At 56.4% G+C, this 23787-nt stretch carries 20 protein-coding genes and 1 pseudogene; 9 read left to right on the top strand and 12 right to left on the bottom strand.

Translation table 11 applies throughout. The features are described from left to right. Window positions 1-70 precede the first annotated feature (70 nt). From ACWWFX_RS10850 to ACWWFX_RS10840, 3 genes are all read left to right on the top strand, one after another. Window positions 71-1159, top strand: a complete 1089-nt coding sequence (locus tag ACWWFX_RS10850; protein ID WP_473223791.1) for an oxidoreductase — start codon at window positions 71-73, stop codon at window positions 1157-1159. 184 nt (window positions 1160-1343) lie between these two features. Continuing rightward, window positions 1344-1637 (top strand): type II toxin-antitoxin system RelE family toxin, encoded by a 294-nt coding sequence (locus ACWWFX_RS10845; protein WP_421356098.1) that lies wholly within the window; start codon window positions 1344-1346, stop codon window positions 1635-1637. Further along, complete coding sequence (locus tag ACWWFX_RS10840) at window positions 1618-2022, top strand: helix-turn-helix domain-containing protein (protein WP_276218486.1); 405 nt, start codon at window positions 1618-1620, stop codon at window positions 2020-2022. The genes ACWWFX_RS10845 and ACWWFX_RS10840 overlap by 20 nt, the downstream gene beginning before the upstream one ends. Here the strand turns inward: ACWWFX_RS10840 and ACWWFX_RS10835 are convergent. Next, window positions 2019-2216 (bottom strand): YbdD/YjiX family protein, encoded by a 198-nt coding sequence (locus tag ACWWFX_RS10835; RefSeq protein ID WP_015965413.1) that lies wholly within the window; start codon window positions 2214-2216, stop codon window positions 2019-2021. The genes ACWWFX_RS10840 and ACWWFX_RS10835 overlap by 4 nt on opposite strands. 144 nt (window positions 2217-2360) lie before the next feature. Next, on the bottom strand, window positions 2361-4466 hold the full coding sequence (gene cstA / locus ACWWFX_RS10830; RefSeq protein WP_276218490.1) for a pyruvate/proton symporter CstA: 2106 nt from the start codon (window positions 4464-4466) through the stop codon (window positions 2361-2363). A 309-nt stretch (window positions 4467-4775) separates the two neighbouring features. Here cstA and ACWWFX_RS10825 point away from each other — a divergent pair, with 309 nt between their 5' ends. Beyond that, window positions 4776-5198 (top strand): DUF7832 domain-containing protein, encoded by a 423-nt coding sequence (locus tag ACWWFX_RS10825; protein WP_473223790.1) that lies wholly within the window; start codon window positions 4776-4778, stop codon window positions 5196-5198. A gap of 100 nt (window positions 5199-5298) precedes the next feature. On the opposite strand, the gene entH is transcribed toward ACWWFX_RS10825, so the two are convergent. The 5 genes from entH to entC are packed head-to-tail and all read right to left on the bottom strand — an operon-like array spanning window position 5299 to window position 10132. Continuing rightward, a complete protein-coding gene (gene entH / locus ACWWFX_RS10820; protein WP_276218492.1) occupies window positions 5299-5712 on the bottom strand; it encodes a proofreading thioesterase EntH in 414 nt (137 codons plus the stop codon). Between the two features lies 1 nt (window position 5713). Next, a complete protein-coding gene (entA, locus tag ACWWFX_RS10815) occupies window positions 5714-6469 on the bottom strand; it encodes a 2,3-dihydro-2,3-dihydroxybenzoate dehydrogenase EntA (RefSeq protein WP_456147381.1) in 756 nt (251 codons plus the stop codon). Then, complete coding sequence (locus tag ACWWFX_RS10810) at window positions 6469-7323, bottom strand: isochorismatase (RefSeq protein WP_473223789.1); 855 nt, start codon at window positions 7321-7323, stop codon at window positions 6469-6471. The genes entA and ACWWFX_RS10810 overlap by 1 nt, the downstream gene beginning before the upstream one ends. Window positions 7324-7336: 13 nt before the next feature. Next, the gene (gene entE, locus ACWWFX_RS10805; RefSeq protein WP_473223788.1) at window positions 7337-8947 is read right to left on the bottom strand and encodes a (2,3-dihydroxybenzoyl)adenylate synthase EntE; all 1611 of its coding nucleotides are present in this window, start codon (window positions 8945-8947) and stop codon (window positions 7337-7339) included. A 9-nt stretch (window positions 8948-8956) separates the two neighbouring features. Further along, window positions 8957-10132 carry an isochorismate synthase EntC gene (entC, locus tag ACWWFX_RS10800; RefSeq protein ID WP_473223787.1) on the bottom strand — a complete coding sequence of 392 codons (1176 nt, stop codon included), beginning with the start codon at window positions 10130-10132 and terminating at the stop codon, window positions 8957-8959. A 247-nt stretch (window positions 10133-10379) separates the two neighbouring features. Between entC and fepB the strand changes: the two genes are divergently transcribed. Beyond that, window positions 10380-11345 (top strand): Fe2+-enterobactin ABC transporter substrate-binding protein, encoded by a 966-nt coding sequence (gene fepB, locus ACWWFX_RS10795; RefSeq protein WP_473223786.1) that lies wholly within the window; start codon window positions 10380-10382, stop codon window positions 11343-11345. Window positions 11346-11469: 124 nt separating this feature from the next. Here the strand turns inward: fepB and entS are convergent, their stop codons facing one another. Further along, window positions 11470-12711: an enterobactin transporter EntS gene (entS, locus tag ACWWFX_RS10790; RefSeq protein ID WP_473223785.1), complete on the bottom strand. Its 1242-nt coding sequence runs from the start codon at window positions 12709-12711 to the stop codon at window positions 11470-11472. A gap of 112 nt (window positions 12712-12823) precedes the next feature. Between entS and fepD the strand changes: the two genes are divergently transcribed. From fepD to fepC, 3 genes are read left to right on the top strand one after another with little or no spacing between them, the layout of a single operon-like run. Beyond that, a complete protein-coding gene (gene fepD / locus ACWWFX_RS10785; protein WP_473223784.1) occupies window positions 12824-13831 on the top strand; it encodes a Fe(3+)-siderophore ABC transporter permease in 1008 nt (335 codons plus the stop codon). Next, on the top strand, window positions 13828-14820 hold the full coding sequence (fepG, locus tag ACWWFX_RS10780; RefSeq protein ID WP_276218508.1) for an iron-enterobactin ABC transporter permease: 993 nt from the start codon (window positions 13828-13830) through the stop codon (window positions 14818-14820). Before fepD ends, fepG begins: the two co-directional genes overlap by 4 nt. Beyond that, window positions 14817-15620, top strand: a complete 804-nt coding sequence (gene fepC / locus ACWWFX_RS10775) for an iron-enterobactin ABC transporter ATP-binding protein (protein WP_276218510.1) — start codon at window positions 14817-14819, stop codon at window positions 15618-15620. The genes fepG and fepC overlap by 4 nt, the downstream gene beginning before the upstream one ends. Before the next feature lie 83 nt (window positions 15621-15703). On the opposite strand, the gene wzz(fepE) is transcribed toward fepC, so the two are convergent. After that, complete coding sequence (gene wzz(fepE) / locus ACWWFX_RS10770) at window positions 15704-16840, bottom strand: LPS O-antigen length regulator Wzz(fepE) (protein ID WP_276218511.1); 1137 nt, start codon at window positions 16838-16840, stop codon at window positions 15704-15706. 409 nt (window positions 16841-17249) lie between these two features. Here wzz(fepE) and waaB point away from each other — a divergent pair. Continuing rightward, window positions 17250-18389, top strand: a pseudogene (gene waaB, locus ACWWFX_RS10765) (lipopolysaccharide 1,6-galactosyltransferase). A 29-nt stretch (window positions 18390-18418) separates the two neighbouring features. Here waaB and entF read toward each other — a convergent pair. From entF to fes, 3 genes are read right to left on the bottom strand one after another with little or no spacing between them, the layout of a single operon-like run. Then, the gene (gene entF, locus ACWWFX_RS10760) at window positions 18419-22294 is read right to left on the bottom strand and encodes an enterobactin non-ribosomal peptide synthetase EntF (RefSeq protein ID WP_473223783.1); all 3876 of its coding nucleotides are present in this window, start codon (window positions 22292-22294) and stop codon (window positions 18419-18421) included. Further along, entirely contained in the window at window positions 22291-22509 is a 219-nt protein-coding gene (locus ACWWFX_RS10755; protein WP_327621805.1) for an MbtH family protein, read from the bottom strand. The genes entF and ACWWFX_RS10755 overlap by 4 nt, the downstream gene beginning before the upstream one ends. A gap of 29 nt (window positions 22510-22538) precedes the next feature. Further along, complete coding sequence (gene fes / locus ACWWFX_RS10750; protein ID WP_473223782.1) at window positions 22539-23753, bottom strand: enterochelin esterase; 1215 nt, start codon at window positions 23751-23753, stop codon at window positions 22539-22541. Between the last annotated feature and the right edge of the window lie 34 nt (window positions 23754-23787).

Below are 23787 nucleotides of genomic sequence, written 5' to 3'. Positions count from 1 at the left end.
CGATGCTAGTATTTGGCAATCAAGACGTTTAGACGTCTATAAAACAATAATATCCTGAGGCACAACATCTATGAATCAAACTGATATTCGCGTGGTCCCTGGCCCCGCTAACTACTTCTCGCACCCCGACAGCCTGCAACGTCTCAACGATTTTTTCAGCCCTGAGCAACTCTCCCGCGCGGTGTGGATTTACGGCGAAAAAGCAATTGCAGGTGCACGCCCTTATCTGCCGGAATGCGCCACCGCGCCGGGATCAACGCAGATTTTGTTCACCGGCCACTGTAGCGAACGGGATGTGAACGCACTGGTCGCGCAGGCTGGCGATAACCGTAGCGTTGTCATTGGCGTAGGCGGCGGCGCGTTGCTTGATACGGTGAAAGCCGTTGCACGCCGACTGAATTTACCGTTTGTCGCTATCCCAACGATCGCCGCGACTTGCGCCGCGTGGACGCCGCTTTCCGTGTGGTATAACGATGCAGGTCAGGCGCTACAATTTGAAATTTTTGACGACGCCAACTTCCTGGTACTGGTTGAGCCGCGCATTATCCTCGACGCTCCGGCAGAATATCTGCTGGCAGGCATTGGCGATACCTTAGCGAAATGGTACGAAGCCGTGGTTCTCGCCCCGCAACCGGAAACGCTGCCGCTGACGGTTCGCCTGGGTATTAATGGCGCGCTGGCGATTCGGGATGTGCTGCTGGAAAGCAGCGAGCAGGCGCTAATTGATCAGCAGCAAGGGAAATTAACCCAGGTATTTCGCGACGTTGTGGATGCCATTATCGCGGGCGGCGGTATGGTTGGCGGTCTGGGCGAGCGCTTCACTCGCGTTGCCGCCGCACATGCGGTGCATAACGGCCTCACCGTACTGCCGCAGACGGAGAAGTTTCTCCATGGCACCAAGGTCGCCTACGGCATTCTGGTACAAAGCGCCCTGCTCGGTCAGGATGATGTGCTGGCGCAACTGGTTCACGCCTACAAACGCTTCCATTTACCCACTACGCTTGCGCAGCTGGACGTCGATATTCACAACCGCGCGGAGCTCGATAAAGTCATCGCCCACACGCTGCGCCCGGTGGAATCCATTCATTTCCTGCCCGTCGAACTGACGCCGGACACGCTGTTTGCAGCCTTTGAAAAAGTGGAAAACTTCGCGGGTTAATCCACTGTTTATGCAAGCCTCTGTCAGTTGACAGAGGTTTTTGCGAGCCTTCACGAAGCCTTGCCTTTTACCTCTTTCCCCTCTCACTAATCTTGCTTATCGTGACACTTATTAGAAAAATTTAATTTTCTAATAAACTTATATTTTACTTATGTAAACCGTAAGCGTACAGTGGAGGTACAGGATGGTTATTACCTGGTCAAGAGTGGCAAGGCGGCAGTTAGAAAGCATTGATGTGAGATATCGGCAAAAGGTCACTGAGAAGATAATGGCGTTAAATGACAGAAACGCGCCGATGCCCGATCTCGTTAAGCTCTCCACGCCAAAGGACCACTATCGCCTGCGCGTGGGTGACTATCGCATTATTTTTACGGTGATAGACGACGAAAACACCTGCCACATTGTGGCCGTGAAGCGCAGAACTACGACGACATATCTGCACGAGGAGAAGGCACCCTATGGCTATTCAGCTAATTAAGGATGAAAACGGGAAACCGCAGTACGTTGTGATCCCTTACGACGAATATTACCGCCTGCGTTTGCAACTGGCTGAGTCCGCGAGCGACGATGACGATGAATGGGAAGATATTCCCTGCGAACATGATGACGATGACAACACCAGCCTGCCCGGCATCGTGTGCGACATCATGGATAAAGAAGGCGTGAGCTTACAGGCGGCCTGGCGCATTCATTGCGGCTTATCACAAAAGGACGTGGCGGAGAAACTGGGTATTAGCCAGTCTGCCATTTCACAACTCGAATCTGCCGAATCTCGCCCGCAAAAACGCACGCGTGAGAAACTGGCGGCAATATACGGCTGTAAACAGGAACAAATCAGCCTGTATCTGCCAAAAGAGGGCTAACAGCAGCGCGCACCGCCTTTTCCGCCATAGCGAGCATCCTGACGATCGCGGAAGAACTCTTCGTACGTCATTGGCGTCTGGTCGGGGTGCGTAACACGCATATGCTCGACATAGTTGTCGTAGTCCGGCACGCCAATCATCATTTTCGCGGCCTGACCCAAATATTTTCCTGCTTTTGATAATGTGTCGAACATGGTGAATTCTCATTGATTGTGGTGCGTTTTGTTCCCCTCACCCCGCCCTCTCCCACAGGGAGAGGGAGAAAACCGACGCAAATGTCACAACGAGCTCGGTCGGTCCCCTCTCCCTGAGGGAGAGGGTTAGGGTGAGGGCATCTGTCAATGCGCCCCTTTCGCCTGGGTCACAATCTCTTCCAGGTTTTCCGGCATCGGCTCATAAGGCGTTTCTTTCGCCGTCGGTTTGTCCTCTTTCAGTGCCGCCAGTGCGGTCTTAATCGAGAACAGCGCCAGCACGACCACCACCACCATAAAGAAGATGGTCAGGCCAGCATCCAGACGGTTGTTAAACACCAACTGCGCCAACTGGGATTCCGTGTACTGCGGCGGAATCGCCCCGCTGTCGATCATCGCCTGGAATTTATTGGCGATAGCCAGGAAGCCCACACGAACGTCCGGGCTGAACGCTTTCTGCCAGCCAGCCGTCAGCGTACAAACCAGCAGCCAGGCCGTTGGCACCAGCGCTACCCACGCATAGCGTTGACGTTTCATCTTAAACAGTACCACCGCGCACAGCATTAACGCCATACCTGCGAGCATCTGGTTAGCGATACCAAACAGTGGCCACAGGGTATTGATACCGCCTAACGGGTCAACCACGCCCTGGTGCAGGAAGTAGCCCCACGCCAGTACGCACAGCGCCGTCGCCAGCAGGTTCGCGGGCAGCGAGTCAGTTCTCTTCAGATTTGGGTTAATGACGCCCAGCAGGTCCTGCAGCATAAAGCGCGCCGCTCGCGTACCGGCATCCACCGCCGTCAGGATAAACAGCGCTTCAAACAGAATGGCGAAGTGATACCAGAACGACACATCCATCAGGCCGCCCAGCGCGCCGTGCAGAATGTACGCCATGCCGACCGCCAGCGTCGGCGCACCGCCCGCACGCGAGATAATCGACTGCTCACCCACTTCATTGGCAATATGGTTCAGAGTTTCCGGCGTTACCGCAAAGCCCCAGCTGCTCACCACCTGCGCGGCGGAAGCCACCACATCAACGGTACCCGCTGGTGCCAGCATCGCCATCGGGCTGTTCATCGCAAAGTAGACGCCCGGGTCGATGATACAGGCGGAAACCAGCGCCATAATAGCGACGAAGGATTCCATCAGCATCCCGCCATAGCCAATCAGGCACGCCTGACCTTCATTCGCCAGCATCTTCGGCGTAGTACCTGAAGCAATCAGCGCATGGAAGCCCGAAACCGCGCCACAGGCGATGGTGATAAACAGGAACGGGAACAGGTTACCGGTCCACACCGGGCCGGTGCCATCGACGAATTTGGTCAGTGCAGGCATGGTCAGCGTCGGGCGCATAATCAAAATACCAATCGCCAGCCCAACGATCGTACCAATTTTCAGGAAGGTAGAAAGATAATCGCGCGGCGCCAGCAGCAGCCAGACCGGCAATACCGCCGCCACGAAACCATAGCCCACCAGCATCCAGGTCAACTGGACGCCCGTGAAGTCAAACCACGGCGCCCAGGTTTCACTTTCCGCCACCCAACCGCCAGAAATAATGGCAAAAATCAGGAAGAACAAACCGATAACGGAGACTTCGCCAATGCGCCCCGGGCGCAGATAGCGAATGTAGATCCCCATAAACAGCGCCAGTGGAATGGTAAACGCCACGGTGTATGTTCCCCATGGGCTGTGCGTCAGGGCTTTCACCACGATCATCGCCAGCACCGCCAGAATGATCACCATGATCATAAAGGTGGCAATCAACGCGATAACCCCGGCGGTTGGCCCCATCTCCTCTTTCACCAGTTCACCCAGCGAACGACCGTCGCGGCGCGTGGAGACAAAGAGCACCATAAAGTCCTGCACCGCACCGGCAAGCACCACGCCCGCGAGGATCCAAATCATCCCAGGCAGATACCCCATCTGCGCCGCCAGCACCGGGCCCACCAGCGGCCCCGCCCCGGCAATCGCCGCAAAATGGTGACCGAACAGCACTTTCTTGTCGGTCGGTACATAATCCAGCCCATCGTTATGACGCACGGCAGGCGTCATACGCGAAGGGTCAACCGCCAGTACATTTTTGGCGATATAGCGTCCATAAAAACGGTAAGCAATCAGATAGATACAAACTGACGCCACCACTATCCAAAGGGCGTTAATCTGTTCACCACGATTGAGGGCTATATAGCCCAGGGCAAACGCTCCGACAATGGAGAGCAATGCCCATGTGAGGTATTTCCCTGAATTGTTCATAGATGTTGTCCGTGTGAGTCGCTGAGAGTGTTACATTTTATTTCTGTATCAACAGGTTTGATTTAACAACTCAGAAACCAATAAGTACAACAAGAACACTACGTATTTACATCACATTGTTAACGGGATCACTTAAGTTAAGAAAAGAAGTGTAAAATTACGGACAATTGAGAGGGCTGACTCACCAGATTGGTAAAACTACTTAATACGTGAAAATGCATAGCAGACACCCATAGCATTCCGCGTCAATGTTATGCAAAGCAACCACACGATAGTATGGCTATTTCGTCACATGACAAGGAGTCCCCCATGAGTTACGACAAAGCGAAATACCATTTTGACTCGGTTATAGAAGAAGGTTTACCGCTCAGACAGGCTTACGTCCATACGGGTTTTTATTTAGGCTGGTTGATTGATAATGACCTGTTGGACGAAGAGTTTAAGGAGGATTTAGCTGAATCTCTTGCCCTCTTTATGCGCAGAGAAATAACAGCCCCTCAGCTTTTTGAAGAGTTCGACGGCGCTCTGACCGATGAAGAACTTTCGGATCAAGGAAATGCCTTTACTAAACATTATTTTGATTTTAGTACAGGCGATTATCTCGAAGACTACTGCACCTATCTGGTCAAAGATCTCCCCAGCGAATTCCATGTAAAAGATACGTGGGAAAATTATGAAATTGCAGCGAGTTTCATCTCCAGACGCTACCAGGAATGGCTACAGAACCAATAGCGCATATTTTGCCGGGTGGCGCTGCGCTTACCCGGCCTACGAATGTCCACGAACCGTAGGCCCGGATAAGCGCAGCGCCATCGGGCAATTCAGCGCAAATCTAGCCGATCACCGCCGTCCCCAGACGGCAGGTGCAGCAGCGTCGCCCTTGTTCATCGAACACGACGATTTCCCAGCTTTGGCTCTGGCGACCTGAATGCAGCGGGCGGCAGACACCGCGTACTTTACCCTGAGAGACCGGGCGGTGATGTGAGGCGTTAAGTTCTGTTCCCACCACGCACTGCCCATCGCGAGTCATCATAAACCCCGCCATCGACCCCAGCGTTTCAGCCAGCGCCGCCGAGGCTCCTCCGTGCAGCAGGCCAAACGGCTGATGGGTGCGCGCATCCACCGGCATTTCCGCTTCGAGAATGTCATCCCCAAGATGGGTGTAAACAATCCCCAGGTGCGCCACCATCGTATTCAGGCTGGTGGCATTCAGTTCTTCAAGTGATAAGTGACGTTTCCAGATCATCTTACGCTCCCAGCGTCGAGCCGCCGTCAACCACGATGTCCTGCAACGTGATATGGCTGGCACAATCTGAGGCGAGGAACAGCACCGTGTTAGCAATTTCCTGGGGTTTTGCGATTTTCCCCAGCGGAATGCCGAGCTTAAACTGCTCGCCAAAACCGCGAATACGCTGCTGCTCCGCATCGTCGCTTTGCCACATTCCGCGCTGCATGTCAGTATCCGTCGATCCCGGCGAGACCAGATTACAACGCACGCCGGAACCCGCCAGTTCCAGGCCCACCGTGAGCGCCAGGCTTTTCAGCGCCGCTTTCGATGCGCCATAGGCGCTCATACCGATACGCGGCGTATGCGCGGCGTCGGACGCCACAGTAACAATCGCTCCGCCCTGCTGTTTGCGGAAGGTCGCCATGGTCTGCTGGAAAAAGTTGAATGCCCCACCGACGTTGACCGCAAAGGTCTGCTGCCAGTCGTCAATGCTCAGTGCATCCGTCGCACCCATGCGCAGAATACCGGCAGCGTTCACCAGCACATCGAGACGCGGCGTGGTGGCGAGCAGGCGCTCACACACCTGCGCCACCTGACGCGCGTCGGAGACATCCAGCACCTGCGTGGTAAAAGGATACGCCTCGTCTGAGAAGGCGAGATCAAACCCCACTACCGCTGCGCCAGCATCGACAAACGCCTGCGCGGTGGCAAAACCAATGCCTCTGCCCGCGCCAGTGACCCACACCGTTTTGCCGCTGAAATCGAAGCCGCTCATCACTTCACCTCGCGGGAAAGCAGCGCCCACCAGGCATCGATCGTTGGGTTTTTCGCCAGCATCACAAAATCGATATCGCCGTACACTTTACGCCAGCGCGCGGCCAGCGCCATCATGCGCACGGAATCCAGACCGTAGTCGATCAGGTTCTCATCATCCATCGGCTCGTCGGATTCATCCAGCAGCGGCAGCACCAGCGCACGCAGTGCGGCTTTGCTGGCCGGAACGGACGGCAGCAGTTCATCCGTCATCACCACGCGGCCACTGCGCCCGGCGACATAGTTCAGCGACATTAAATGCTCGTCGCGGCTGAAGTCCGCCAGCGCGTCGGCGACAAAGAACGGCTTGATATCACGCATGAACGCGTCGGTCGCGGTGGTCATGCAGCCAATATGCGCATACACGCCGGTAATGATCAGTTGATTGCGGCCCGTCTCTTTCAGCATCAGCTCCAGCGGTGAGCGGTGGAACGCGCTATAGCGCCACTTCACCAGCACCGTATCCGCTTCGTCTGGCGTCAGCGCGGCGACAATTTTTTGCTGCTCTGGCGAACGGGTCAGGCCCGGCCCCCACATATCATTCAGCAGGGCGCGATCTTCATCGCTCTGCTCTTTCGGCTGGGCGGTGTAGTAGACCGGAATATTATTCTTTTTACAGAAATCACGCAGCGCAGCGATATTCGCTACCACGGTTTCCATCATTTCGCTGTTATCGCCCCAGAAGTTGAGGAAATATTCCTGCATATCATGGATAAGCAGCGCCGCACGCTCAGGCTCAAACGCCCAGCTCACTTTGTTATCCGGAAGCTCCATTGCCGTCGGCAGTGCGTAACCCTTTAATTTTGGAATAGCCATTCTGTTCTCTCCTTCAGCCCAGCGCGCGGGAAGCCAGCCACTGACGCAGTTGTTTTTTATCGACTTTGCCGACGTGGGTCAGCGGCAGTTCATCCACACACTCGACGCGATCCGGCAGTTTAAAATCAGCAACGCCCTGCTCCCGCAGGAAACGACGAACCTGAACGGCGCGCAGCGGTTCTTTCACCACCAGATACGCGCAGCTTTTTTCGCCCATCAAATCGTCTTCCATGCTCACCAGCGCGGCATGGACAACCGACTCATGCCTGAGCAGCAGGTTTTCTATCTCTTCGGCGGCGATCTTCTCACCGCCACGGTTGATCTGATCTTTCTCGCGCCCCTGAACGGTGATATAGCCCTCTTCATCAATGGAGATGAGATCGCCGGAACCATAAAAACCGTTAGCATCAAACGCACTGGCGTTGTGCTGCGGGCTTTTGTAGTAGCCGCGGAAGGTGTACGGCCCGCGCGTCATCAGTCGCCCCACTTCGCCACGCGGCAGCGGTTCGCCGTTTTCATCAGCCACCCACACTTCATCGTCAGGGCACATCGGGCGGCCCTGGGTATTGATGATGCGTTCAAGGGAATCATCCAGCCGGGTGTAGTTCACCAGCCCTTCCGCCATGCCGAAGACCTGCTGTAGCTGGCAACCAATTTCTGCCGGGATACGCGCGGCCAGCGTAGCGGAAAGTCGCGCCCCGCCCACTTGCAACAGCTTCAGCGAACGCAGCGACGCATTGTCGCCCCACTCGGCGATTGCCTGTAACCACAGGCTGACGGCAGGCGGCACCAGCGCCGCCACATTCACCTGATGCTTTTCAATCAGCGGGAAACAGAGGGTGGCGCTCGGGTCGGCGGCCAGCACTACCGTGCCTTCGGCCAGAAATACGCCCAGCGCGCCCGGCGAGCTCATCACGTAGTTGTGCGCCGACGGAATCGCGCATAAGAAGCGGGTTTCCGGGGTGAAATGACAAATTTCATTACTGCGGCGAATACTGTAGTAGTAATCGTTGTGCGTACGCGGAATCAGCTTCGGCGTACCGGTGCTGCCGCCAGAAAGCTGGAAAAACGCCACTTCGTCGGCGGGCGTTGGCGTGGCGGTAAAGTTATCCGCCGCCTGCGTCAGCGCCGCATCAAGTGAATGCTCACCTTCGCCACCACGCAGCAGCACCACGCGTACTGACGGATGGTTTTCGATAAAGGTATTCAGGAAACTGTCATCGGCGAACAGGGCGTGTGTGCGATCGGCAATCAGCAGCGACGGTTCGATTTGATCGGCATAAGCATTCAGCTCGCTGCGTTGATGGCTGAACAGCGCGTTGACCGGCGCGACGCCAATACGCAGCAGCGCAAATAGCGTCATATAGAACTCGACGATATTGCCAAGCTGCACCAGCGCCGTTTCGCCCTGTTTCAGCCCCTGGCGCTGAAGCGCCGACGCCAGGTTATCGACCGCCTGGTTAAGCTGGCGATAGCTGATTTCACGTTCGCCATCAATGACCGCAACGGCATCGCTATCCGCGTGGCGGGTCAAAATATCGGTCAGCGGCAGATCCTGCCAGTAGCCTTTTTCACGGTAGCGCGCCGCCAGGTCCGCTGGCCAGCGGGTAAATTCCACAGACATCGTTGCTCCTTACTGCAAACCAAAAACGTTCAACATGGTGGAAAGTTTCACGCCCGTTTCACGCCACTCCGCTTCGGGAGAAGAAGCAGGCACGATGCCGGCTCCGGCAAACAGACGCACTTTGTTCGCATTCACTTCGGCGCAGCGGATAGTGACCACCCACTCGCCGTTTCCTTCGGCATCGCACCAGCCCACAATGCCGCCGAACAGGTCGCGTTCGAAAGGTTCCAGCTCGGCGATGATTTGCTTCGCCGCCAGATGCGGGAAACCGCTCAGGGCAGGCGTCGGGTGCAGCAAGCACGCCAGAGACAGCGCGTTTTCCGCCGGATTCGCCTCGCCTTCAATCGGCGTCGCCAGATGCCAGAGTGTTGGTGTGGTAATCAACTGCGGGGTTTCCGGCAGCGACAGCGAGCGGCTGCGTGGGGCCAGCGTGGCTTTCATCGCCTGGGTCACCAGTTCGTGTTCGTGGCGATCTTTTTCCGATGCCAGCAGCTTGTTGCCCGCTTCCCTGTCCAGCACATCATCCGGTTGACGACGCGCGGAACCGGCCAGCGGCAGAGAGCTGAAATGGCTCCCCTCTTTACGCAGCAGCAGTTCAGGGCTCGCGCCCAGCAGCACGCCGCCGTTCTCCAGGGGTACATGGAAGTTAAAGCTCGCCGGGTTTTGCGCGACCAGGCGCTCCAGCAGTACACCGCTGTCCAGCGGGCGATCGGTGGCGATTTCAATCAGACGCGAGAGCACGACCTTATCGACCTGCGGCGTGGCGGTCAGCGCCGCGGCGCGAGCGACCATCTCCATAAACACCGGCTGCTGCGGAATTTCGCGGCGTTCGGTCACGCCAACCGGCGAGGTCGATGCGATATAGCGTGCAGAGTGCTGCTTCCCGGTACGCGAGAAGGATTGCCACTGTTTCGGGATAAAGAGTGAAGAGGGTTGGTTGGTATCAAAGGGGATCGCGCCAACCATCACCGGTTTTTCGATCCCCGCCGCTTTCGCCTCGGCAAATGCGGCAGCAAGTTGTTGCTGGAAAGAACTGTTCAGGGCATCGCCGCCTGCCGCAGGGCAGGAAAAACGACGAAAACAACCGGTGGCAGTGAAGCTCCGGTAAGGCGACATAAAGAAGAAGTTATCCGCGCAGAGTGTTTCTTGCTGCTCGTTCGTATCCACAGCCAGTGACGTTTCCATATCATCCTCCAAAAAACGATAAAGATATTACGAATAATTATCATTTATATTTTCGTTCGGTAACCTAAAAGTAAATGCTTCGTATGTCAACAGCACGGGGTAGTAAGTTGTGCTCAATAGACGGCTTTGCCGTACAAGTGCGCTAAACCTCGCGCTTTTTACGGTATTTCTTCATAGACTTGCATCCAGCAGGCACAATGATTGAAAATGAGAAGCATTCACTACACCATAAACAGGATACCGCGCTGTGAACTTTCCTTCCCTGCACCACAAAACGTTGCTGTTGTGCTTTGTCAGCCTTTTAGGACTATCCTCAGCCACCGCCGCCGACTGGCCGCGCCAGGTCAGCGACAGCCGTGGCACACTCACGCTTGAGCACAAGCCAGAACGAATTGTCTCCACCAGCGTCACGCTGACCGGTTCATTGCTGGCGATTGATGCGCCAGTGATTGCCAGCGGGGCCACCACGCCGAACAACCGCGTGGCCGACGGTCAGGGTTTCCTGCGCCAGTGGAGCGAGGTGGCGAAACAGCGCAAGCTGGCGCGTCTCTATATTGGCGAACCCAGCGCGGAAGCCGTCGCCGCACAAATGCCGGATTTAATTCTGATCAGCGCCACCGGTGGTGACTCGGCGCTGGCGCTCTACGACCAGCTTTCCCCTATCGCGCCCACGCTTATCATCAACTATGACGATAAGAGCTGGCAGGAACTGCTGACGCAGCTTGGGCATATCACCGGCCAGGAAAAAGAAGCGAGCGCGCGTATTGCAAGCTTTGATAAAAAACTCGCCGAGGTGAAACAGCACATCACCCTGCCGCCACAGCCAGTGAGCGCCATGGTTTACACTGCCGCCGCGCACAGCGCCAACCTGTGGACGCCGGAGTCGGCGCAGGGCAAGCTGCTGGAACAACTGGACTTTACGCTTGCGACGCTGCCCGAAGGTCTGCACGCCAGCCAGAGTCAGGGAAAACGTCACGATATTATTCAACTTGGCGGGGAAAATCTGGCAACGGGTCTGAACGGCAAAAGCCTGTTCCTGTTCGCGGGCGACCAGAAAGATAGCGACGCTATCTATGCCAACCCGCTGCTTTCCCATCTGCCTGCGGTACAGCAAAAGCATGTTTATGCTTTAGGCACCGAAACCTTCCGCCTCGATTACTACAGCGCGATGCTGGTGCTGGAGCGGTTGTCTGCGCTGTTTAGCGCGAAGTAACGTTTTGCCGGATGGCGGCGCGTTGCGCCTTATCCGGCCTACCGACATTCGCGGGGATTACCGGCCGCACCTGCACCTTGTAGGCCCGGTAAGCGCAGCGCCACCGGGCAACCGCACAGAGCGCTTACCCTTCAACAATCACCGGCTGCTGGCGGAAACGTCGCAGCTCGGTCAACAAGCCGAGCAGGATAACGCCAACAAGCGCCAGCGCCCAACCGCTGGCGCTGGCCGACGCCACCGGCGTCAGAATTGCCCCTAATCCGCCGAGCAGCGCCGCACCAATGGCATCACCCGTCACGTTTTGCGCCGTCCATAATCCATTGATCCGTCCAAGCATCGCTTCCGGCGTTTGCGTCTGAATGAGGGTGTACTGCAACAGCGAGCTAATCGCGCTCAGCCAGCCGAACAGCGCCAGGCACACCACGCCCATTGCCCACATCGGCATCAGCGCGAACAGGCCAATCGCCACGAACGCCGCGACGGAGGAGAGCAGCATGATGCGCCCAGGCCGCTCATGACGTGCCAGGTTGCCGCTGGTCAGCGCACCAAACGCCGCGCCCAACGGAATCGCCGCATACAGCAGCCCAATCTGCGCCGCTGACATCTGCCAGTTCAGCGCCAGCGCCGGATAAAGCACGCGCACCGCGCTCGCCATGGTCAGCAAACCGCCCAGCAGAGCAATACCGCCAATCAGCGGGCTGGCAAGCAGAAAGCGGAACCCCGCCACCAGCGAAGCCAGCGGATGTTCTCGCTGCTGTGGCGGGGGTGGAAGCTGCGGCAGGCGCAGCAGAGTCAACGTGGTAATAAAGGTGCCCAGCGCCGCCAGCAGGTAGTTCCAGGAAACGCCACCGGACGCCAGCAGCAGGCCGCCGACCATCGGTGAAATCACCGAGCCCAAACGCACCGTCAGCATGGTGATCGCCCCGGCCTGCATTAAATTCTCGCGCCCGACCAGCACCGGCGTCGCCGCCAGCAACGCCGTGACACCCAGCGAAGCAAAGAAACCATCCCATAGCCCCAGCAAATAGATAGCAATCAGCGACGGTTCCGGCAGCAGGGCATTCAGCCACAGGCCAATAAAACCGATGCCGCAGGTGCCACGCGCCAGCAGAATCAGCTTGCGGCGCTCGTACCGGTCGGCCAGCACGCCGCCGACCATTAGGCCGATAAACATCGCCCCGCCGGTAAGCGTGACGGAAAGCCCCACCTGCCAGGTGGAATGGGTCATCATTTGGATCTGGACCGGAACGGCAACGCCGAGGAGCCCCAGAGAGAGAATAGAGATAAATCGGGCGATAAAGACGGCACGAAAGGCCGGATGCGTTTTGAGCAGGCTAAGATTCAGCAGCCAGGATTGTCGATTCATTACAGCGCCTTGATGCTTTTTTTTCATACCATTTTCGTGGGCGCACATGCTAACATAAACGAATAAGATAGATAACGATAATTACTATTATTATCAACTTCAGGGATGTGTTATGTCGTTTTCCACTTCCGCGTTGCGCGCCGTTGCGCTGCCCGGTTTGTTTTTGCTGCTACTCCTCGCAGTAACACTCAGCTTACTTATCGGCGCGAAAGCGCTTCCTGTTTCCGTGGTTGTCGATGCCTTTAGCGGCACCTGTCAGAGTGCGGACTGCACTATCGTGCTTGATGCCCGTCTACCCCGTACGCTGGCAGGATTACTGGTAGGTGGCGCGCTGGGCCTGGCCGGGGCATTGATGCAAACGCTCACCCGCAACCCGCTGGCTGACCCTGGCCTGCTCGGCGTCAACGCCGGCGCCAGTTTTGCCATCGTGCTGGGTGCGGCGCTGCTCGGTATCGCCTCACCGGAACAGCAACTGTTAATGGCCTTTTGCGGCGCGTTTATGGCGTCATTGATTGTGGCCTTTACCGGCAGCCAGGGCGGCGGCCAGTTGAGCCCTGTTCGTCTGACGCTGGCGGGTGTGGCGCTGGCGGCAGTGCTGGAAGGCTTAACCAGCGGCATCGCCCTGCTCAACCCCGACGTTTACGATCAACTGCGCTTCTGGCAAGCGGGCTCGCTGGATATCCGCACCTTTACCACGCTGAAAGTGGTGCTGGCCCCTGTGCTTATCGCCGGTATTGCTGCTCTGATGCTCAGTCGGGCGCTGAACAGCCTGAGCCTCGGCACCGACACCGCCACCGCGCTGGGCAGCAAAGTGGCGCGTACACAAATTTTGGGCCTGCTGATCATCACCGTACTGTGCGGCAGCGCCACGGCGGTTGTTGGCCCGATCGCCTTTATTGGCCTGATGATGCCACATATTTCTCGCTGGCTGGTAGGTGCCGATCACCGGAGATCGTTGCCTGTTACGTTGCTGGCAACCCCTTCCCTGCTGCTATTCGCCGATATTATTGGCCGCTTAATTGTGCCCGGTGAGATGCGCGTCTCGGTCGTCAGCGCCTTTATCGGCGCGCCGGTGCTTATCTTCCTGGTGCGCCGCCAGCGCGCGGGAGGTGGCCGATGATGACCCCGTCTCGTCGTTTAGTGGCAACCTGCCTGCTGCTGGCTATCGCTTGTCTGTTGGTCATGATCTGGAGTCTTCGCAGCGGCGCGGTCACGCTGGAGTTTAGCCAGGTCCTCTCCGCCCTGTTGGGTGATGCACCGCGCGCTATCACCATGGTGGTGACCGAATGGCGTCTGCCACGCGTGGTCATGGCGCTGGTCATTGGCGCGGCGCTTGGCGTCAGCGGCGCTATTTTCCAGTCATTGATGCGCAACCCGCTCGGCAGCCCCGATGTAATGGGCTTTAATACCGGCGCATGGAGTGGCGTACTGGTCGCTATGGTGTTCTTCGATCAGCACCTTACCGCCATTGCGGTCGCCGCGATGGCGGGCGGTATTCTGACCGCGCTGATTGTCTGGCTGCTGGCCTGGCGTGACGGAATTGATACCTTCCGCCTTATCATCATAGGCATCGGCATACGAGCAATGTTGGTGGCGTTCAATACCTGGCTGCTGTTACGCGCCTCACTGGAAACCGCAATCTCTGCCGGGCTGTGGTATGCGGGCTCGCTCAATGGCCTGACCTGGGCAAAAGCCTGGCCGTCGGTGCCAATTATTATCGTGATGCTGGCCTGCGCCGCTTTGCTGGTACGCCGCCTGCGGTTACTGGAAATGGGTGATGACACCGCCTGCGCGCTTGGCGTTCGCGTAGAATATTCACGCCTGCTGATGATGTTTGTTGCCGTCATACTGACTGCGGCTTCCACCGCGCTGGCAGGGCCGATTTCCTTTATCGCGCTGGTGGCGCCCCACATCGCCCGTCGTCTTAGCGGCACTGCGCGCTGGGGTCTGATGCAGGCGGCACTGTGCGGCGCGCTGCTGTTAGCCGCTGCCGATTTTTGCGCGCAGCAGCTGTTCCTGCCTTATCAGCTTCCGGTCGGCGTCGTGACCGTAAGCCTGGGCGGTATTTACCTTATTGTGTTGCTTATTCAGGAGTCCCGCAAAAAATGACCGTTTCTCAGCCCCGTTTACGCGGTGAACAGTTAACGCTGGCCTATGGCAAAAAGACGATTGCGGAAAACCTTAACGTCACCATTCCCGACGGCCATTTCACCGCCATTATAGGCCCCAACGGCTGCGGAAAATCTACGCTACTGCGCACGCTCAGCCGTTTGATGACGCCCTCACAGGGGCATGTTTTTCTCGATGGTGAGCACATTCAGCAATATGCCAGTAAAGAAGTGGCGCGCCGCATTGGGTTACTGGCGCAAAACGCCACCACGCCGGGCGATATTACTGTACAGGAACTGGTTGCACGTGGACGCTATCCACATCAGCCGCTGTTTACCCGCTGGCGCGAGGAGGATGAACGCGCGGTGGCGAACGCGATGCGGGCCACTGGCGTGACAAATCTCGCCAGTCAAAGCGTTGATACACTCTCGGGGGGGCAACGCCAGCGCGTGTGGATAGCGATGGTGCTGGCGCAGGAAACCGCCATTATGCTGCTGGATGAGCCGACCACCTGGCTTGATATCAGCCATCAAATCGACCTGCTGGAGCTACTGAGCGAACTCAATCGTCAACAGGGTTACACGCTGGCGGCGGTATTGCACGACCTGAACCAGGCCTGCCGTTACGCCACGCATTTGATTGCATTAAAGGAAGGAAAGATCGTAGCGGAAGGCGCACCGGGTGAAATAGTCACCGCAGAGCTTATTGAGCAGGTTTACGGTTTAAAATGCCTGATCATTGAAGACCCGGTTGCCGGAACACCGTTAGTTGTGCCGCTAGGGCGAACGGGGCGCGCCTGAGATTTGCCCGGTGGCGCTATGCTTACCGGGCCTACGTGCGTGAGGTTTGCCTGGCCGGATGCGCCGCATCCGGCTAATGCTCATCAGGCTAACTGCTCTTCCAGCGGCGATGCTTCTTCGAGCTTGCGGGAAAGCAGTGCATTTTGCAGCAACACCGCTCCGCAGCCCACCATCCCTCCAACCAGCCCGGCCAACAGGATAATCAGCGATTTTCCCGGACCATCTTTCTTCACCGGTAATGATGGAGAGAGCTGATATTTAAACGGCTCAAACGACACGTCAGAGATATTCAGCGCCGTTAACTGCTGCACATGATATTGCAGGTTACGCAGGTCACCGTTAATATCCGCAAGATCCGTTACGCCCTTTTCAATCTGCAGTTTTTTCGCAATACCATCGGCACCTAATGCAATAGAGAAATCAGGATCGTCTTTAACCGCCTGACCATTACTGTACACCGGTTTAGCGATGCCCGCTGCGGTCGCAATCTCGAGCGAATAGTGCAGACGATTAATCTTCGCATCGAGCTGATTCTTTAATTTTATCAGCTCCAGCGCCAGTTTTTCTTTCTCGAAATGGGTCTTAATATCAAGACGGTTGCGCATATCGTCCAGCGTCTCTTTCACCACAATCGCCGAGATATAATCGATATAGCCATTGAGAACCTTCTGCGCTTCTTCCGGATTTGGGCCGGTAAAGCTCAGCGTCCAGGAGGTGAATAACGCGGGCTCATTCTTCTTACCGAAGTTGTTATCAACCGCTTTCATTTTATCGCTGAGGCCAACAATGGCACGGTGCAGATCCAGCGGGTCAATATCAGCCCCTTTCAGCTGGTCCATAATCACCGGAGACGTACGCAGATACTCTTCCAGCAGCGAAAGTGAATTAAATTTCTTAATAAACTGGGTAAACACGTCGGATTTTTTGACGCTGACATCAACGTCCAGTACGCGTAATGCCACCAGCGTCCTCTCAAGCTCCTGCCACTGGCTCGGTTCGGCGGTTGTGATCACCGCCTGACTGGTCCATTTTTGCGGCATCAGGAACGACGCTAATAGCCCTACAACGGCAAATCCGAAAGCGATAGCAATAATGCGAGTTTTCGCGCGCCACAAAATATCCAACAAGTGGAGCAAATCAATTTCTTTACTGTTTGATGAGAGAGCTGGATAGGAAGAGAAGTCTGAATCTTTGTTAGGTTTTATATTGAGTGATGACATGCTGTATGTCCTGCAGCGGTTCTGATAGATAACATCCCGACAACATAATACCAGAACTTCAGATTATTCCTACTCAAAATTGTATGTATTGTAAGCACGCTACCAATAATGGCAGGAAAACGCGGCGCAATGTTACCGCGATGTAACAAAACAACACTCATCCAAATAAAATGCATTCAAAATAATTCATATCGAAAATAATGCATCCAGAACAATCATCGCGGTTAAATACCTATACTACGAATAGTCCGTGATCATGGTCACATTTTTATAGATTTAATCTGCCTCCGGAATGATTTCAAATTGAGCCCTATTTTCTGGAAAGATAAAATTAGCAAAATATTGGCGGCTCCTCTCAGCTATTTCATTAACAGTATCATCACAATAAGGTTTAACTGGATAAAAAATAATGAAAATAGTATTTATTGGTGAAGCTATTTCAGGTTTTGGCGGAATGGAAACAGTGATTCGCAATGTTATCCAGACATTGAGTGCTGAACCTTTCTCTGCGCAATGTAAAATATTTTTTACCTGTCGCAAGAATGACATGGATAAAAAATGGCTTAAAGATATTGATGCCCATTACTCCATTTCAAATATCAAATTATCCCCGCTACGCAGGGCTAAGCATCTCCATGCCTTGAGTAGCTGGCTTTCGGATGAACAGCCCGATGTCGTTATTGCTATCGACCCCCTCTCATGCCTTTATGCCAGTAGAGCTCGCTTAAAAACGAATGGCCACTTCACGCTATTTTCCTAGCCACATTTTTCGCTGGATCATAAAAAGCATGCGAAATATATCACCTGCGCTGATGAGCATCTTGCTATCAGTTGCGGCATCCGCCAGCAGATGATTAAACGAGGGGTGGCCGAAAAGAATATTCACGTCATCTATAACCCAACGGATAAAACCCCGGTCGTTATTCCTGCGCATACCCAGAATGATATTCCAGCCTTTATCTATGTTGGTAGATTAAAATTCGAAGGACAGAAACGGGTAAAAGATTTACTCGACAGTTTCTCCCGCGTTCCCGGTCGCTGGAAATTGCACATTATCGGCGACGGCTCTGACAGCGATCGCTGCAAAACATATGCGCAGGAGTTATGTATTGCGAATCGAATTACCTGGCATGGCTGGCAGGCGCAACCGTGGAAAGTGGTGCAGCAAGAGATTGGCCAGGTTACGGCGTTGCTACTGACCTCCTCTTTTGAAGGTTTCCCTATGACGCTACTGGAAGCTATGGCACGCGGCATTCCCTGCATCAGTTCAGACTGTATCTCCGGGCCAGGCGATATCATCATTCCAGGCGTGAATGGTTGCCTCTATCCGCCAGGCGAACGGGCAGAACTTTCAGCGCTTATTTCAGCGATGATCAACGGTGAGATAACGTTCGACCACGCGGCCATACCGGCCACCATCGACGCGTTTTACGCAGATAATTACTATCGCAGATTAGGTGACATTCTCTATTCTCGCTCACTTACGCCTTCTCTTTCGTTTCAGGAAAGCAAAAAGAAGCGCACGCCACTGACTACCGCACTGAACTGAAGCCCTCCCCCGAAAGGGAGGGTAAGCGGTTATTGTTTGCCAAGGATATGCTTCAGAACCGGGCCAATCGCCACAAACGCCTGTGGAGAAATAATATCGACGTGAGCGCAATCCTGACGATAGACCTCCAGCTCACCGACCCACGGCGCCCAGGCCTGCTGCGGGTCCATGCCTTCCGGTAAGGTGCGTTCAGCCACAAACAGCGTCGCCTTGCCATCGAATCTGGCGCTGTGCGCGGTGGTGAGCAACCTCACCGCATCGGCATAGTTGCCTTCGATAGCATTAAACAGTTCGCCAGAGGCTTGCCCCTGCTGAGCGGCGAGAAACGCCTCGCGCTCACGGGCGATCTCAGCCAGCACTTCCGGATCCAGACCGTTGGCTTCTTTCTCCGACCAGTTTTGCGTTTCCGGCGGCCAGGTATCGAGTAATCCCAGGAATGCCACCGCTTCACCACGTGCACGCAGCCGCGCAGCAATGCCCTGCGCCAGCGTGCCGCCCAGCGAATAACCGAACAGATAGTACGGACCATGCGGTTGCTGCGCCAGCAGCGTGGCAAGATGATGGTCGCAAACCTCGTCCAGGGTCGCAGCCTGCTGCATCGGCCCTTCCGGGCGCGGAGACTGAATACCCGTTATCGACCAGTTTGCGGGCAGATAACGCGCCAGCACGCTGAATTGCCAGGCAAAACCCGAAGCCGGATGGAAACAGAACAGCGTTGGCCCGTGGCTCTCACGCAGCGGAAGCAGGGTTTCATAACCCAGACGCTGCGTCTGTTCGTCATTTTCAGCATCCAGCAGCACGCTCAGTTTGCTCACCGTAGAGGCCACCATGACCTGCCCCGGCGTCACCTGACGCCCGGTTTGCTGGCTCAACTGCGCGGCAAGCCGCATCGCCAACAGCGAATGTCCACCCAGTGCGAAGAAATCAGCTTCCACATCATTAATCTCGCAACCGAGCAGCGCGCTGAAGGCCTGTGCCACCAGGTTTTCCGTGCCTGGCAGAGGTTCACGGCTTTGCGTGCTCACCGTCAACTGTGGCAGCGGCAGGGCTTTACGATCGAGCTTACCGTTAGCACTCAGCGGCAGAGAATCCAACTGAAGCAGCACGACCGGCACCATATGCGGCGGCAGTTGTTCCCGCAGTTGCGCCAGTAATACATCGCGATCTAACGGTAAACCTGATTCCGAAACCAGATAGCCGACCAGCTGACGCGCGTCGCCGCCGGTTGCTGCCGCCTGGTTGATTACGCAGGCATGGGTGACCGCCTGTGCGACATCCGGCAGGCTTTGCATTACGCGGTCAATTTCACCCAACTCAATACGCTGGCCGCGAATTTTCAGCTGATCGTCACTGCGCCCCAGATACTCCACCGCGCCGTTTTCCAGCCAGCGCGCGACATCCCCGGTGCGATACATACGCTCGCCCGGCGCAAACGGATCGGCAATAAAACGGCTGGCGGTGAGATCGGGTCGCCCCAGATAGCCTTGCGCCAGCTGAATGCCAGTCAGATAAAGATCGCCTGCAATCCCCATCGGGACCGGGCGCATCATCGCATCAAGAATGCGTAACCCGGTATTCCAGACCGGATAACCAATCGGCACGCTGTGGCCAGTGGTATTCGCCAGTTCTTCGCCAAACGCCGGATACCAGCTGACGTCCACGGCGGCTTCCGTCGGGCCATAAAGATTATGCAGCGGAGCGTGCGTAAGCTGTTCCCACTCGCGGCAAAGCTGCGCAGGCAGCGCTTCGCCGCTACAGAACACCTGCTTCAGCGTGCGACAGCAACGGGCCGTTTCAGGCGTCAGCGAGGCGACAAATGCCGCCAGCATCGACGGCACAAAGTGGGTGGTGGTAACGCCATATTCCGCGAAGAATTGCTGCATCGCCTGCGGGTCGCGATGCGCTTCCGGTTCTGCCATCACCAGTTTCGCGCCAGCGATAAACGGCCACCAGAACTCCCAAACCGAGACATCGAAACTGCATGGCGTTTTCTGCGCCACCACGTCATCCGCGCCAAGCGGATAGTGGTCCTGCATCCACAGCAGGCGGTTAACGATGGCTTCATGGCCCACCATTACGCCTTTTGGTCTGCCCGTCGAGCCTGAGGTAAAAATGATATAGGCCGTCTGCTGCGGCGTGGTGATCGCCAGCGGTTCATCGCCATCTACCGGCAGCGGTTCGTTGTAGCAAAGGCTTTCGATATTCGGGAAACGATGACGCTGATCGGCTGAGGTGATCAACAGTTTCGGTTTCGCATCTTCCAGCATCATGTGCAGGCGATCGTCCGGATAGCCCGTATCGAGCGGCAGCCATGCGGCCCCGGCTTCCACGATACCGTGCAGCGCCAGCGTTAAAAATACCGAGCGCGGCAGCGCCACGGCGACGCAATCACCTGGCTGTACGCCATGTGCGCGCAGCAGGCGCGCCAGCGCCAGCGTCTGTTCGCGCAGTTCGCGATAGCTGAACTGATAGCGCGCATCTGCCAGCGCCGGGGCGTCTGGCGTTTTGGCCGCTTGCTCAGCCACCAGCGAATTCAGCGTAGCGGCCGGTATTTCGCGCGCGGTGGCGTTAATTTTTTCTAACTGCGCATATTCGTCGTCAGAGAGCAGATCCACATCGCCACAGGCCAACGCCGGGTTATCCGCAAACTGCTGCAATAAAGCACTAAGGCGCGCGATGTGACGTTTCAGCGTCGGCTCATCGTAGCGTTGTTGATTTGCCAGGACTTCCAGCGTCAGGCCGCCCGACTCATCCGGGAACAGCGCCAGCTCCAGATCATTTACCGGGCCGGTCGCCAGCGTGTGCGTGGTGGCCTGGACATCGGTGAACGCCAGATGGTAATCAAACACTTTGACGTTAAAGACCGGGCCAAACAGCGGTTCATCGCCCGCCGCACGCCCGCTGTCGCGCACAATCTGCTCGGCATCGTAACGCTGATGACGACGCATTTTCTTCAACTGCCCGGAAAGGCGTACCGCTAGCTCTGCCAGCGTTTCTTTTCCGTTCAGGGTGACGGAGAGCGGCAACACATTCAGCACCGGTCCGGTGGCGGTTAACGCCGCCGATCCCATGCGACGCATAAAGATAAACCCGGCGGCAAAGTCACTTCGTCCGCATAAACGCCCAAGCCAGAGCGCGCTCAATGCCAGCGCCAAATCGGCACGCTGGCACTGTGGTGCGGCGGCGGCCAGACGAGAAAACGCGTGGCGATCGGCGGTCAGTTTCAGCCGCCAGATATCGGTGGTTTCCGCGCGCCCCGGCAGCGGAACGGGAGAGAGAGATACCGGTGACGGCAGCGATTGACGCTGCTCGCGCCAGAACGCACCGTCACGCTGATACACCTCGCTTTCCCGATAGCGCTGGTATTCCTCCACCACCTCCGCAAACGGGGTAAATGGCGATTCCGGCGTCGGTTCGCCCTGCTGCCATGCGCGGTAAATTTCGCTTATTTGACGGGTAATGGCCGGGAAACTGAAGCCATCCACCAGCAAATGATGATAACGCTGATACCAGTACCAGCGGCGATCGCCGACGCGATAAAGCTGATGACACAGCAGCGGATTACCGCTTTCCAGACGCAGGTTCTGCGCCAGGTCGTCCTGCATCAGGGTCATGGCAGCCTGGTGCGGATCGGCATCCGCGCGAAGATCGTGTACCTCAGGCATAGTGAACATCAGGCTGTCATCGACCTGCTGCCACGGTTCGCCGTTGTCCTCGCCAAAACGCATACGTAGCGTATCAGCCTGATTCACCCCGGCAACAATCGCACGCGCCAGCAGTTCGCCATCCACTTCACCTTCCAGCTCAACGTAATGCGCCACGCTCCAGGCATTCGGTAACGTTGAGAGTTTTTCCGCCATCCAGATCCCCGGTTGCGCGGCAACTAACGGTAAACGCGGGCTCATGCAGCCCCCTTCTCAGACGCATAATGCGACGGAATCAATGTCGACCAGTTATCCGTGAGCCAGGCATTGCAGCCGTCTATAGATTGCGGCTGGCTAATCACGCGCCAGCCCGCAGGCAGCGCGCACTGGGCAGGCCACAGGCTAAACTGCTGCTGTTCATTTTGCAGAAGATAAAACTGCCCTTGCACATCGTCGAAGGGGTTACTAACTTGCATACCAAACTCCTGTCGTTAATCGTGCTTTGCTAGTCGGCGTGAACCAAAGGTTCCCAGAGCGTCATCAGCCCTGCGGTTAACCCGCCACGCCAGCAAAGCGCATCATGCCCGCCGTCAACCTGACGCCAGAAAATCGACTGCTGTGTTTGCTGTAGTTGTGATAAGAGCGCCTGATTGGTGCGAAAGATAATCGGCTCGCGTACGCCGGCTTCCAGCACGATGCGCAATCCTGTTGGCTGTATCTCGCCGCTTTTGAGGCGTTGCAAAATCAGCCCTTCTTCCTGGCCGCCTCGATGCGGCCACCAGTACGATCCCGACTGGCTTAAGACGCAGCCAAAACGCTCTGGCCAGTAAAGCCCGGCGTAGAGCGACGCAAGACCGCCGAAGCTCTGCCCGGCCACCACGGTGCGATCGGCGCGATCGCTAAACGACGCAATGGCCTGTACCTGTGGCAGGAGTTCTTGTTGTAGCGCCTGCCAGAACGCCGGGTTGCAGGGCAGTTCGACGCTGCGGTGCGCATTGTCGATCACGTCGATCAACAGATAGACCGCCGGAGGCAGTTTTCCAGCCTGGGTTAGCGCCGTCAGCGCGGGCCAAACGGGCATGCTTTCTGCCCAGAACTGGCCGTCCAGCAATACCGCCAGCGGCCTGTCACCGGCATCGGCTTCGCCTGTGGTAAAAATCCATACCCGCCGCGTGTTATTCAGTTTCGTGCTATGCCACTCAATACACTGCGGCGCGTTCCAGTGCGTGGCAGGCGTCGCCCATCCCGGCTGTTCGGGGGCCTCGGGCATTTCCAGCGCCGATACCGCATGCCCGCGCCCGCCCTTCCAGCTTTGTGAATTCAATGGGTCCGCCACCGCACGCGGCAGGAGCTTGCGCCAGCCTTCGCGCAGCAGTGCACGATCCGGCTCGCTTTGGCTAAAAATCGCCGCCGGAAAATCATCTTCGCGTGCAGAAGGCGCAAAGCAGTAGCTTCCCCGCCAGGTGGCGGGAAGCGTCGTTTTCCAGAACCAGGCATCGGTATGAGGCAGGCGTTCCAGCGTCTGTGGTGCTGAGTTGTGGTGATGATCGGTGACGCCGGTGATGTAAATCCACACCCGACGAACAGGGGATGTTTGCGCGGTGCCATTAGGATCGCGCCACCAGAATGTGACCTGATAGCGATCGCCAACTCGTTCAAATTGCGGGCCTTTTATCGTCGCCCACCAGGCATCGCTTCCTGCTGCTAACTTCTCCGTCACGTTAACCCCATGTTTAGTGTGGAATTTTTTGTTA

Source organism: Pseudocitrobacter sp. 2023LY-00077 (genome assembly GCF_055796175.1).
This window is presented reverse-complemented; position numbering and strand designations above follow the sequence as displayed.